Annotated in this window: 15 protein-coding genes; 7 read left to right on the forward strand and 8 right to left on the reverse strand. The window is 55.0% G+C overall.

Going from position 1 to position 12,873, the window contains the following annotated elements; translation table 11 throughout:
* Nucleotides 1-3: 3 nt before the first annotated feature.
* The 6 genes from AC0B60_RS12085 to AC0B60_RS12110 all read right to left on the reverse strand — a co-directional run bounded on the left by AC0B60_RS12085 (nt 4) and on the right by AC0B60_RS12110 (nt 4,348).
* On the reverse strand, nt 4-951 hold the full coding sequence (locus tag AC0B60_RS12085) for a DUF4124 domain-containing protein (protein ID WP_465086066.1): 948 nt from the start codon (nt 949-951) through the stop codon (nt 4-6).
* An 18-nt stretch (nt 952-969) separates the two neighbouring features.
* The gene (locus tag AC0B60_RS12090) at nt 970-1,221 is read right to left on the reverse strand and encodes a hypothetical protein (RefSeq protein WP_465086142.1); all 252 of its coding nucleotides are present in this window, start codon (nt 1,219-1,221) and stop codon (nt 970-972) included.
* Nucleotides 1,222-1,254: 33 nt separating this feature from the next.
* Nucleotides 1,255-1,734, reverse strand: coding sequence for an FKBP-type peptidyl-prolyl cis-trans isomerase (locus tag AC0B60_RS12095; protein WP_465086067.1), 480 nt, complete (start codon nt 1,732-1,734; stop codon nt 1,255-1,257).
* Nucleotides 1,735-1,810: 76 nt separating this feature from the next.
* Entirely contained in the window at nt 1,811-3,610 is a 1,800-nt protein-coding gene (locus AC0B60_RS12100; protein WP_465086068.1) for a DEAD/DEAH box helicase family protein, read from the reverse strand.
* A 58-nt stretch (nt 3,611-3,668) separates the two neighbouring features.
* Nucleotides 3,669-3,902: a hypothetical protein gene (locus AC0B60_RS12105; RefSeq protein WP_465086069.1), complete on the reverse strand. Its 234-nt coding sequence runs from the start codon at nt 3,900-3,902 to the stop codon at nt 3,669-3,671.
* Nucleotides 3,899-4,348, reverse strand: a complete 450-nt coding sequence (locus tag AC0B60_RS12110; protein WP_465086070.1) for a hypothetical protein — start codon at nt 4,346-4,348, stop codon at nt 3,899-3,901. The genes AC0B60_RS12105 and AC0B60_RS12110 overlap by 4 nt, the downstream gene beginning before the upstream one ends.
* A gap of 244 nt (nt 4,349-4,592) precedes the next feature.
* On the opposite strand from AC0B60_RS12110, the gene AC0B60_RS12115 reads away from it, so the two are divergent.
* Complete coding sequence (locus AC0B60_RS12115) at nt 4,593-5,153, forward strand: hypothetical protein (protein ID WP_465086071.1); 561 nt, start codon at nt 4,593-4,595, stop codon at nt 5,151-5,153.
* A gap of 49 nt (nt 5,154-5,202) precedes the next feature.
* Nucleotides 5,203-5,394 carry a helix-turn-helix domain-containing protein gene (locus AC0B60_RS12120; protein WP_465086072.1) on the forward strand — a complete coding sequence of 64 codons (192 nt, stop codon included), beginning with the start codon at nt 5,203-5,205 and terminating at the stop codon, nt 5,392-5,394.
* 8 nt (nt 5,395-5,402) lie between these two features.
* On the opposite strand, the gene AC0B60_RS12125 is transcribed toward AC0B60_RS12120, so the two are convergent.
* Entirely contained in the window at nt 5,403-7,133 is a 1,731-nt protein-coding gene (locus tag AC0B60_RS12125; RefSeq protein WP_465086073.1) for a mechanosensitive ion channel family protein, read from the reverse strand.
* A gap of 584 nt (nt 7,134-7,717) precedes the next feature.
* Between AC0B60_RS12125 and phnD the strand changes: the two genes are divergently transcribed.
* The 5 genes from phnD to AC0B60_RS12150 all read left to right on the forward strand — a co-directional run bounded on the left by phnD (nt 7,718) and on the right by AC0B60_RS12150 (nt 12,036).
* Nucleotides 7,718-8,710 (forward strand): phosphate/phosphite/phosphonate ABC transporter substrate-binding protein, encoded by a 993-nt coding sequence (gene phnD, locus AC0B60_RS12130; protein ID WP_465086074.1) that lies wholly within the window; start codon nt 7,718-7,720, stop codon nt 8,708-8,710.
* A 53-nt stretch (nt 8,711-8,763) separates the two neighbouring features.
* Entirely contained in the window at nt 8,764-9,558 is a 795-nt protein-coding gene (phnC, locus tag AC0B60_RS12135; RefSeq protein ID WP_465086075.1) for a phosphonate ABC transporter ATP-binding protein, read from the forward strand.
* Nucleotides 9,555-10,373: a phosphonate ABC transporter, permease protein PhnE gene (gene phnE / locus AC0B60_RS12140; RefSeq protein WP_465086076.1), complete on the forward strand. Its 819-nt coding sequence runs from the start codon at nt 9,555-9,557 to the stop codon at nt 10,371-10,373. The genes phnC and phnE (AC0B60_RS12140) overlap by 4 nt, the downstream gene beginning before the upstream one ends.
* Entirely contained in the window at nt 10,367-11,176 is an 810-nt protein-coding gene (gene phnE, locus AC0B60_RS12145) for a phosphonate ABC transporter, permease protein PhnE (RefSeq protein WP_465086077.1), read from the forward strand. The genes phnE (AC0B60_RS12140) and phnE (AC0B60_RS12145) overlap by 7 nt, the downstream gene beginning before the upstream one ends.
* A gap of 68 nt (nt 11,177-11,244) precedes the next feature.
* A complete protein-coding gene (locus AC0B60_RS12150) occupies nt 11,245-12,036 on the forward strand; it encodes a DeoR/GlpR family DNA-binding transcription regulator (protein WP_465086078.1) in 792 nt (263 codons plus the stop codon).
* 104 nt (nt 12,037-12,140) lie between these two features.
* On the opposite strand, the gene AC0B60_RS12155 is transcribed toward AC0B60_RS12150, so the two are convergent.
* Nucleotides 12,141-12,782 carry a DUF1294 domain-containing protein gene (locus tag AC0B60_RS12155; protein WP_465086079.1) on the reverse strand — a complete coding sequence of 214 codons (642 nt, stop codon included), beginning with the start codon at nt 12,780-12,782 and terminating at the stop codon, nt 12,141-12,143.
* Between the last annotated feature and the right edge of the window lie 91 nt (nt 12,783-12,873).

A 12,873-nucleotide genomic window follows, 5' to 3' on the forward strand; every position in this document is an offset into this window, starting at 1 on the left:
AGGCTAAAGCCTGGTCACCCCTGTACCCTGTTCGTGTAGCCAGCGCCGCCAATCCAAATCCAACATATTTACCCCGCCAATGTAATTATCATCCACCAGATAATACGCGAGGGTTCGGTCACCCCGGTTGAAGTTGTGCATCAGCCGCACCACAAAGTTGCGGCGGGTCGGTTTGGAGAGCAGGAAACTGAGAAATTGGCCAGACTGGGCCCGCAGGCTTCCGTGCCCCGACAGATCAGAATGGCGCCATTTATTGCTGGATATTTTCAGAAACTGTGAGATTCCCGTTAAACGGCCCTGTTCCCGGGCTCGGGCGACAACCCACTGATTTTCCTCGTGACGATCAAAATACAAACCCGACTCATCACGCTTCAACATCTCCATCTGCTCGGCAAGCCCCTCATTTAACCAGACAGGCGCATAGGGAACGATGGTATCGACCACCGCGTGACTCACCTCGTGCTTGATCGTTTCGAAAGTGCGGTTTCTGTATTCCTGCACATAGACAACTATCTGATGTTCTGAAGGTATATACAGGCCGTACGACGCAACCGCCAAGCCCTGGTTCTTGCGAACAAGGTAGTTCCGGTATTCAGTGCTATCCTTAAAAATCAGTATATTGACAGGCACTGTCCTGTACATGTCAAAGGACATCACACGATCAAAAAACTCGTATACATTGTTCACGCCGTCAACAATCTGCTGGTTTTCCTCGTCACTCAGCTCTACATCGACGGCTTTAATCTTGATGTCAAAACGCGACCACTTCGACGCACCAGGCTTTACGTTGATAACTTCCTGTTCAACGCTGCGGTCTTCCCGGTCGCTAAAATGGGTCTTCCCGTTTTCATCAACCCATTTATAAATCTTTGCATAACTGGAGTTTGCAATGATCACAAATAGCAAGAAAACAAGGATTGGATTTACGGCTTTCATGAATCCTTTAATCACTGCACTCCAGAAAAGCGACTATTTCAGAGTAATCTGTTTCGGGTTCTGAGAGGTTTCTTGCCCACTCTTCCCCTTACCTACATACTCCACAACCCCGCCTGACTTTAAAAAGGCAGCGGTCTGCTCCTCAATCGTGGCAGACGTTAACGTAACTTTTTCGGGCTTCTTGCTCATTGTGCTCTCCACGTGACTGTTGGCATATACACCAACTTTAAACGTCCATGATATCCGAAATGGGAAAACCTTGCCGCCCTTGCCGCGGAACCCCATTTTCACGTTGGCAAGAAACGCCTCTCTAATTCCTTAATGATGCCCACCCGGCCCATGCGCATGGCCGTGCGATAGCTCTTCCGCATCGGCGGCGCGTACTTCGATGACTTCGATATCAAAGGTCAGCGTTTTACCGGCCATCGGATGGTTGGTGTCGACATCGGCAAACTTGTGACCGACCTTGGCGACGATCACATGGCGCGGGCCCTGCTCGGTTTGCACCTGAGCGATCATGCCCGACTTCCAGCGCTTGGCACCCATCAAATGCTTGATCGGCACGCGCTGCACGGCATCGGCCTTGCGCGGACCATAGGCTTTTTCCGGAGTGACAGTGACGCTGAACGTATCGCCGGCCTCGCGACCTTCCAAAGCTTCTTCCAGGCCTTGGATAATGCCGCCGTGACCATGCAGGTAGGCGTTCGGCTCTCCGCCACGGGAATTTTCAACTTCGTTGCCCTGGTCATCACTGACGCTGTAGTGGAACAAGACGACCTGATTCTTTTCGATTGGCATAGAGTTCTCTGCAAAGATAAATGGTAGGTCATTATAGCCGGCAGCGGCGTTAACTGCAGGAGCGGAACACCGGCCCTCACGCCTCGTTCGCCTTACGATGATGCCCCTGATAATCAAAAATCCGTTCCTGCACCTGCCAGCAGTGCTTCTGCTTGCGGGCAATGACAAAATCCGGTGCCGGCATCAGGGCCTGCATCTCAAGCACCTCATGCGTCCTGCTGAATTGTTTCGGAGCCTGGCCATTTGCGAAACGCCGCCCGAACAGCTTGTTAAAGACGGTGCGCTGCGCCGGTTTACTGAAATCAAACGACTCCCTGAGTTCCTCCCCATCTTCACCGTGATAGGTGGTCCTCAGTTTGCTGCCATCAACACTCAGCGTAATCCCGGCGCAACGGATCACCATGGCATCCTTGAGTTTCAGCGCATCCCGTAGCTGATCGTCGGGATCAATGATGGCTTTGTGGCACTGGTGGCAGTTCCGGGCCGCGATATCATTCTCGCCACCGCAATGCGAGCACTCCTTGAAACGGAAACGGTAATCGCACTGTTGCAGGCGCCCGTTCTGCGCGGCGGGTTCAACCCCTTCCGCGGCCCCCAGAAGCCCTTGGCAACGGCGCCCGTAGTGTTCGATAACACGGCCTTCACTATCGGTTTTGCCCCAGAAGATATTGGCAAACCCACAGCCCGGGCAGAACACTTGCACCGGTTCACTGTCAGGGTTCGGTTTTGGCTCCCCTACCTCCGGGTGATGCAGATTCACATGGTTGCCCGCGTAATCAATCACCAGGCAATCCTGCTTGCCCTCGTCCAAGCGAAGCCCCCGGCCCACAATCTGCTGATACAGGCTCACCGACTGGGTCGGACGAAGAATGGCGATAACATCCACATGGGGCGCATCAAAACCCGTGGTGAGCACCGACACATTCACCAGATACTTCAATTGCCGCTGTTTGAAGCGCCGAATCAGCAACGCCCGTTCATTCGAATCGGTCGCGCCAGTCACTAGTGCGGTCTGGAGTTCCGGCAGATACCCGGTGATCTCCCGCGCATGGTCCACCGTTGCCGCAAAGATCATCACCCCCTTGCGCTCAACGGCCAGTTCCACCACCTGCTCAATGATGGCACGGGTCACACGCTTGTGTTTGCTCAGCAGCTGGTTGACGTCCTTCTCGGCGTATTCGCCAAAGCGATCCTGAGCCAGCGCGGAGAAATCGTATTGCGCCACCGCCGCATTTACCAACTCAGGCCGGGTGAGATAGCCCCGGTTGATCATGTAGCTCAACGGCAACTCATAGATACAATGCCGGAAGGGCTTGCTCTGCTCGTCACCCGAACCGCGAACAAAACCCCGGTAGTGATAGCGATAGATCCAGCCCATGGCCAGGCGGTAGGGCGTAGCGGTCAGCCCGAGCACTTTGAGGGCGTCATTCTGTTGCCGTAGCAACTCGATAATCCGTTGATACTGACTGGTTTCATCACCACTGACCCGATGGCATTCATCGATGATGACCAACGAGTATTCATCCCGGAACTGATCCAGATTCGCCGATACCGACTGCACACTGGCGAAAGTCACCTGGTGGTGGCTTTCCTTGCGCTTCAGCCCAGCGGAGAAGATGCCGCCTTCTAACCCATAACTCTGGTATTTGGCGTGGTTCTGCTCCACAAGCTCTTTAACGTGGGTCAGCACCAGAATCTTACGCTTGGCCAGACGGGCCAGCTCGGCAATGACCAGGCTTTTTCCGGCGCCAGTTGGCAGCACGATCACCGCTGACTCGTCGGAATTTCGGAAATGGTTCAGCGTGGCGTCGACGGCTTCCTGCTGGTAAGGCCGCAGCTTGAATTCGGCGTGGCTGCAAATGTGTTTTACGTACATGCGATTATCACGGAACTCAATGAGAGTTTTCAGGGTTTCTACGAGTGGACTCGAGCAATCACGAACTACCCACCAGAAGCCACAACGCCAAGCCGGCGACCACGACAGAAAGCGTGGCTACATGAACCGCCAGGTTCGCTCGAGTCGTTGGAGCGGGCTTTCTGGCGAAACGAAAATAATCCTCACCAAACAACCCAACGCCGCAGCCCTCACAGTAGTTTTTTGAGTAGGAAAGCCTGAGCTCGGATGGGGCAAATTTCTTCCGACAGCTGTAGCAGCTCGGCTTGATCATTCCGGCCTCCGGTCAGTGCGTTGTCCAGTCAACAATCGGCAACTCCCCAACGCCTGCGCCTGCAGGTACTCGCAAAACGCCGTCACATCGGTATTTTTGAACTCACTGGAAACAAACTCACCCGGAATCAGTCCTTCATCCCATCGCGACGTCACCAAAGTATGGGGATACGCCGCATCGTCGCCGGGATAAATCTGCACCACCGCTTGGGTCTGGTGAATATAAAGATCGCGAAGTTCTTTGGCACACCGAAGCGCACTGGGCTCATGCGTGGCATCGCATTCGTAGCCCGCCGCAATGAAGAACTCGCTGGCAACGGAAAACAGCGTGTTTTCGTCCAGAGCAGACGACGCCGGATGAATGGTTCTGGCGACATCGCCGGCCATGTTGGTACAGCCGGCAATTAACGACAGCAATGGAATCACCAGCACATGAAACCTATTCACAAAAGCGCCTCTCCAGTTAATCTTTTCGATTGACGTAACGTTTTCTGCAACGGTTGGAAGTCGGCCATTATAGCCAGCAGCGGCGCTGACTCCAGAAACCCGCAACCGGAACACCTCAGCGCAATCTGGTAAACAGGAGAAAGAGCCGCCCTCTCCAAAGAGCCTGGTCTATCGCGGCCACCCACCTTATGCAATAATGATATAACCACATTCCATTTAGATAGCATTGTAAGGGAACAGAACAATGAAAAGGATTTTAGCGTGCACCTTTATATCGACATTAATGGCCGGTTGCGGAGGCGGCGGTAGCGGGAGCGACCTGGAAAAAGCCAACGAGAATACCACTCCCGATCCAGGATCGTCTGATGGGAACGACGATAACAGCCCCGTGACGCCACCCGAGCAAGTCACGGTACTCGAGGGCACCTGGAAGAAACCATGCGGGCCCGTGGAGGGCGAAGCACACTACGATATCGTAACGATCTCTTTCACCCGCAGCGCATTCGCCACGAGTATTGAGAACTACCTCGATAGCGCTTGCACGACCCCGCTACCGGGGGCTCCAAATCCTACCTCATCAGGCAACTTCACACTGGGTGAAGATGTGTTACTCGGGTCCGGCCTAACCGCTACCGAACTCACGTCTCATGTGACTCAGTTCAATGGCGCGAACTTCCAGATCGACGAGTACAATGTCGTTTACATCAACAACAATGTTTTCTATACAGGAGAAGGCACAGCCAGTTCGCCAGCACAGCGGCCAACCAGTCTCGATTTTGATCGTCCGTTCTATCGAGTGAACTAGGTTACTTCGACAATTCAAAGTGATCGTACTGGCCATGATTCTGTGGGTGATGAGTGATCTGCTCGCCAAGCGAAAAATTCGAGGCAAAGAACTTGCCATTGAGATCGGCATTACCGAACAGAACCTGTCACTACTACGCACCGGCAAAGTGAAAGGCGTACGCTTTTCAACGCTGGAAGAGATATGTCGAATACTGGAGTGCCAGCCGGGCGACATCCTTGAATACAACCCCGATGAGTAAACGATCAATCAAGTTGAATCGCCAGGGTCAAGGTGCTCAGTCACGGTCGTCGGGAGCGAGGCCGAACGGTTGGCCTCGCTCCCGACACTTGTAATATCGTAGGGGCTGGAGACCACCACCTCTCTCGGCCACCATTCGGGGTGATTGTCGCGGATAAAGCTCATCAACTTCTCACGGACATTCATTTCTGCTTCCCAGCCCGCAAAGGGTTCAGAGGTCATAAGGTAGAAAGTGACCTTCTGGCCCGACTCGGTCTGAGCAGTGACATAGCACGAAAGCTTGTGGTGCTCGATGACGTTTTTTTCTGCCTCGGCGAACTCCTTGAACTTCTCCCTCAGGCATTCAATGTCGGCGTTCAGGTGAAGCGTCAGCTCTATCATCCTGTACATCTTGGCAGTCTTTACCGACAGGTTTTCGAAGGGCTTGGAGGTGAAGTACTGGACCGGTACAATCAAACGGCGTTCATCCCAGGTTCTCAGGCGAATGAACGTATAAAAGATGCCCTCCACATAACACCACCGATCCTCGAAGATAACCAGGTCACCAATTCGTATGGGCTTGGCGAGCGACACTTGAAACGAAGAGAGGATGTTGCCCAGCACTGCCTGACCGGCAATACCCAAGAGGACCGTCAGAATACTGGCCGACGCCAGAAGAGTCAGCCCCAGCGTTTCGAACAGCTCGATTTGCGAAAGTATGTAGATGCTGACCGCGACAACCGTTATCAGGATGATGCCGCGACGCAACGCATAGAGAGACGTCAACAACTTTCGCTCATCCCCGGTTTTGGTGTCATCGATATCTCCTACCAGGCGTCGCCTCAGCTCCAGCAGGATGACGTCCACGAAACGCAGCGCGATCATACCGATACCCCACGCCAGGATGGTGATCAGTAGTATGCGGAAAGACGTCGTCGCCACGGCCGAGAAAGACACCACGTAGTTGAGCAGAGTCTGGGCAACGAGCGTCATGGCGACGAACGCCGTGGGTGTCTTGATCTGACCAGCAAAAATACTGGGCAAGCCGGAAGGCAACCATCGTGCCGACAGACCTACCAAGCGATGGACAAGCCACCCCATCCACCCCGTCGCCAGCAGGAAAATCGGAATAGCGATCCACTCCCAAATCTGGAGCATGCCGAACGTTGACTTGAAACGTTGCGGCACATGTTCTTCCAGCCAGGAGGGGCCAAATTGTTCATACAACCAATGGACTGGGGACAGACTGTCCGGGGTGATCAACCAGACAGCGTCCTCGTCGCCCACCCGATAACGGGCAAGACGAATATCATAGGTTTGTCCTTCGGCACGAAGGGATGCGATCAGGAGGTTGCGTCTTGGTTTCCCCGCTTGAGGATTCTGCCCTGACAAATCTTCGACGGCGGCATCCCGTCGCCCGGACAAGTTGGAGGGATTGATCCATTCGCCACGCCTGAGAACTGCGGCCAGCTGCCTGGCTAACTCGCCGCCCTCCTCGCGCTGTTCTGTAGCACTCAGCTCGGATAGATTTAGAATGTGTGCCGCCGCGGCGAAATCCTTCTGTTTGGTGAGCCTGAGAAAGCTACGCACCGCATCGCGTGGTGTCAGTCGTTTGACCGCCTCGGGGGGCGCCTCGAGCCCGGCATTCAAGGCATCAATAGAAAACCATCGCGTCTCTTTGTCTTGCGATGTCTGCGCAACGCCCAGGCTGGAAAACGCGAGAGCAACAGCCAAAAGCCACCATATCGCATTGTTTTTCATTCGCGTCATCGCCTTGTTCGGTACTCATTTTGGTATCAGCGTAAGAGTCTCCGTGACCCGCCTGTGGCGAACATCAATCTACTAACCTACGGTGAGAGCATAGCAGACTCGTGAATCAACTCTTTTTTGGAAGAGCTGTACAACATGGAACTGACAAGCACATTGAAAATAATGGAGGAATACGACCTTACCGTTGTTGTCGCTGGGTTAGGGGTCCTTGAACTTAACGCGTGGTCAGTCGTTCGACTCACCCACTGACGATGACGGCAGATTCATCGAGTTTTCGGAAATGATTCAGCGGTACGTCTACGATCAGCCCCCAGCCGCGAGATTTGCCTACTCCCCCAGACATTCAATTGAATACTGACCGCATACACTATTTCGATGACACTCCAAACGCTGAAATGTTTGCTCTCGGCTCACTACGCAGACGTTAATGGCCTTGCCTAATTGTTTCACGCTGCTAAGCTCAATGTTCAATTGAACATCAACAAACAACAGTTAAATGAGCTGGCCCCTCCGCGATGTTCAATGCAAGGCCGAGAAACCTTATGCACGGGCCGCTCAAACAATGGAGAACAAAAATGGACCTGTCTAAGAAAGTGTTTTCCGGAATCTTGCCGTCTGTCACTCTGGCGGCATCCGCGTTATTGGTGAGTTTTAGCGGTCAGACCTTTGCTGATTGCAAACGAGGTTCACTGGATGCCAAGTACTGCGATGAGAACGGCGACATGGTCGCTGACCGGCCGTCGAATGAATCAGAGTGGGTGAATCCCGATACCCTGATTTTTGCCTATACGCCAGTTGAAGATCCCGCCATCTATTCCGACATCTGGCAGCCCTTCATTGATCATCTGTCCGAAGTCACCGGCAAGGACGTTCGCTTCTTCGCTGTGCAATCCAACGCGGCCCAAGTGGAAGCCATGCGCAGTGGCCGTTTGCATGTGGCAGGCTTTTCCACCGGCCCGACGCCGTTCGCGGTTAATCTCGCCGGTGCAGTCCCCTTCGCCTTGATGGGGTCGGACTCAGGGCAGTTCGGTTATTCGCTGCAGGTCTATACCCACAGTGATTCTGACATTCATGAACTGACTGATTTGAAGGGCAAGCGTGTCGCACACACCTCACCCACCTCGAACTCTGGCAACCAGGCACCCCGAGCCCTGTTCCCGGAAATGGGCGTAGTGCCAGGCGATGATTACGAAATCACCTTCTCCGGCAGCCATGACCAGTCCATGCTCGGTGTGGTCGCCAAGGATTACGATGCAGCCCCGGTGGCTTCGGAAGTCGTCGAACGCATGGCAGCTCGCGGTCTCTACGACGAAGAGGAAGTGCGGCTGGTGTGGGAATCCGAACGGTTCCCGACCACCTCTTACAATCACGCTCATAACCTGCATCCCGAGCTGGTCGAGAAAATTCGCGAAGCCTTCTACAGCTTCAAGTTCACCGGCACCGAACTGGGCGAGGAGTTTGAAGGCGTCGAAACCTTCATCCCCATCAACTACAAAGACAACTGGCGCGTTATCCGCACGATCCAGGCGTCCAACGGCGTTCAGTACACGCCTGACAATCTCAAATAGGAAACACGGGAGCTTCCGGCCCTTGGCTGGAAGCTCCGGCCGGAGCAAAGCACATGTTAGAGATCACCAACCTGGTAAAGCGATACGGGCATAACGAGCCGGTGCTCAAAGGACTCGACCTGGCCGTTGAAGGCAGCAGCGTCGTTTCCATTGTGGGCGCGTCAGGTGCGGGCAAAAGCACCCTGTTGCGCTGCATCAACCGGTTGGTTGAACCCACATCGGGTTCGATCAAGCTGAACGGCCACCAACTGGTCAATCTTCGCGGCAGCGACCTGCGCCATTCCCGCCGGCGCATCGGCATGGTTTTTCAGGGTTTTAACCTGATTGATCGTTTAACCGTCATGGAGAACGTTCTGTCCGGGCGTCTTGGCTATGTATCGCTGTTTCAGGCCCTGACCCGCCGCTTCCCTCAATCAGACATCGACCGCGCCTTCCATTTAATGGAACGGGTGGGCATTGCCCACTATGCCAACAAACGCGCCGATCAGCTGTCAGGGGGGGAACGTCAGCGGGTGGCCGTTGTGAGGGCGCTGATGCAGGAACCTGAAATTCTCCTGGCGGATGAACCAACCGCCTCGCTTGATCCCAAAACCTCACAGCAAATCATGAGCCTGTTGCAAACCCTCGCCAGCGAAATGTCACTGCCGGTGCTGATTAATATCCACAACGTTACCCAGGCACGAATGTATACGGACCGCATTGTGGGCATGCGCCACGGCCAGATGATTTTTGATGGCGAACCCAAAGACTTCAATCAGGACGCTCTGGACGCCATATACGGCGGCATTGAGTCACCGGAAGAGGATACCGGTGATGCAACAGCCCAGACGCAGGAGGCGACCGCATGACCACCAGCAGAACTGCAACCGGCATAACGTCGGGCAGGGTCTGGAAGAAGCCTCCGTTCATCGCCAACCCCTGGGTTCGCTATGGCTTGATTGCAGTCACCCTGACCTACCTTTACTGGGCTTTCTCAACGCTGCCCTTTGACTGGGAGCGAATTTCCGAGGGTCTGCCTCGTGCCGCCAAAATTTTCGGGGGTGCCTTCCCCCCAAGCTTTGAACGTGCCGGGTTGCTATGGACCGGGTTCAAAGAAAGCTTCCAGATTGCGTTTCTGGCGACACTGCTGGGGGTTTTCCTGTCGATTCCCATCGCGGTGATGGCCGCCAAGAACGTGGCTCCGAAACCCGTCTATCTGCTGGGACGCGCCATTATCATCATCTCCCGCAGCTTCCACCCGGTCATCGTCGCCATCCTGTTTGTGGCTGCGGTCGGGTTTGGCCCCGTGGCAGGTATTCTGACCCTGGTCCTCTATTCCATCGGATTTGTGGCCAAGTTGCTGGCCGAGGAAATTGAAGAAATTGACTGGGGCCAGGTGGAAGCCATGCGCTCCGTTGGTGCCGGTTATATGAAAATGCTGATCTACGGCGTATTTCCTCAGATCATGCCGCGCCAGATCGGGCTGTCCATGTACCAGCTCGACAGCAACCTTCGTGCCTCCGCAGTGGTTGGCATTGTTGGGGCGGGTGGTATCGGCGGCACGCTAATGAATGCGTTCGGACGTTACGATTACGATTTCGCCTTTGCCATTCTGCTGATGATCATTGGCATCATTCTGATCAGCGAAGGCATCAGCGGATGGGTGAGGAAGAAAGTATGGTAGATCACGCTGAAAAACTGACCGACCGTGTCTGGTCCCGATACGACCGGAAGGAACAGTGGACCCGCTACGGGATCTATCTGTTGACCCTGATAGCCATCGTCTGGGCGGTGCGTGACATCGACATTTTCTGGCCCTGGGTGTGGGACGCTCCCAACCAGATCCAGAACCTGGGCGCACGCATGTGGCCACCGGAGTTCAGCACCTGGAACGCCATTTTCGCGGCAATGCTGGAAACGGTGCACATTGCCACCCTGTCTACGATGCTGACCATTTTCATCGCCCTGCCGGTGTCCTACATTGCGGCGCAGAACACCACACCCAACAAGGCCACCCTATGGCTGGGCCGGTTTATCCTGGTGTCCAGCCGCTCGGTAAACACCATCATCTGGGCACTGTTATTTGTCGCGATTTTCGGCCCCGGTGTACTAGCGGGGATTCTTGCGGTGATGTTCCGGTCGATTGGCTTCATCGGGAAATTAATGGGTGAGGCCATCGAGGAAATCGATCGCCGCCCAGTGGAGGCCATGCAGGCCACCGGCGCCGGTAAGCTGAAGGTGGTGCTTTACGCGATTGTGCCCCAGGTGATGCCGGCGTTCTTCGCCATCATCATACTGCGCTGGGACATCAACATTCGGGAATCCACAGTTCTGGGCCTGGTGGGCGCCGGCGGCATCGGGGTATTGCTGCAGGGCTCCATTGACCTTTTCGAATGGCAGACGGTCGCCACCATTCTGCTGGCCATTGTTGTGTTGGTTATTCTGGGCGAGGCTCTGACAAGCGCCCTGCGGAAGAAAGTCATCTAACCCTGACTCAGCCCCGCCCAAATCATTGGGTGGGGCCAAGTTACTAAACAGGGCGGGTATCTAGTCAAATGGGCGCCATTGATAGGCAGCAAAGCATTCTGAAATGGGTGCATGAACAGAAGCATGTCGAAGTGGAAGACATCGCTCAGCGCTTTGGTGTCACCACCCAGACCATCCGGCGAGACATCAACAAACTATGCGAACAGGGCTTGCTACGCCGTCGTTACGGCGGCGTCAGCCTGCCTCCCAGAACCTCGACTCCTCCGGCCCAAAACAGGAAAGTACGCCATTTTGCCGCCAAGAAGCAGTTAGCCCAGCGAATCGCCGCGGATATTCCTGAAGGCGCCACCGTCAGCCTGGGTGTAGGCAGCACCGTCGAACTGGTGGCGCAGGCCCTGATCCATCACCAGTCACTGCGCATCCTGACCAACAACTTGAGTGTGGCCTCGGCACTCTCAGGAAATCCAGGCATTGACGTCATTGTTTCTGGTGGCCAGTACCGGCACAACCACCATGATGTGGTCGGGCCGGAAGTCACCAGCTTCTTTGGCTCCTTCCTCACCGACTTCGGCATCATCAGCACCGGCAGTATGGACCCACAGCATGGCTTGATGGACTACGACATCCGGGAGGCGGAAGTCAGCCGAGCCATCATCGCCAACACCCGAACCCGCTTACTGGTGGCCGATCACAGCAAGTGGACCCAAAGCTCTCATTGCAAGGTTGCGTCATTCAGGTATGTGGACCGCTTTTATACCGATGTAATGAACAACCCGGAAAGAGCCGGCCTGCCAGACTCGCTGGTCATCATCGAATCTGCCCAAATCGAAAAAGCTCTGCAGCAAGCCCCTATTACGTGAGGTTTCCGGCGTGAAGGATCAAATCCGAGCCTTTCAATACCTCCAGGGCTTAGGGACGTAGTTGCTGTGGGTGTCTGCGATGACGCTGATTTGCATGCTTCGTGCTACCAGATAAGCGGCTGCAAAGACTTCGACAAATCAAAGCCCCATTGTTGACGCCAACTCATCGCCTCCGGGGCCAGCAGCAGCCACCCCAGAGCACCCAGATTGGCCATCACCGCCAGCCAGAAAACAAACTGATAGCTGCCCTTACGCGTCTTATGGCGAAAAACCTGCTGAGCCAAAAGCGCACCGGGCCAACCACAGCAAAGCTCGAACAGATGCAGCGTTTTCTCTGCGGTTCGTTGAGCACCCCGTTGCGCCGCCCGCTTATCGATCCAGTACATCACAAACAGCACCAGGCTCACCCCACCGTAGGCAGCAAGGATCGAGACCGGCAGATAACCTCGATGAAACAGGCCCGCCAGCGTGGCAAACAATGCCAGCACAGCAGCCGCAGCCGCCCAGACTCCCGGCGCAATGCTGGCACCAACCTTTGCTGCTCCGGCGTACTGGAACCGCCCTGCCCTTAGCCGGCCCTGACCGTCCTTCGTAAGGCTGTAAGTCACCTTGCGATTGGAAGCCGGCCGGCCACGGCCTGCGTAACTGCTGATATGGGCAAAGACCCGCTCACCGCCGCCCTGCGGCGTAATGAAGCCGAAGCCCTTGGCGTCGTTCCATGCGGTGAGTAATCCTTTTTGATTCAATGCTCTTCCCCTCGCAAAACCTTATACCGAGCACACGCCTTATCCCTATCTCTAAGAAGGCGCCGATCCGAGCTACCAATAGCAGCAGCAA

The sequence above is a fragment of the Marinobacter sp. V34 genome, assembly GCF_055524115.1.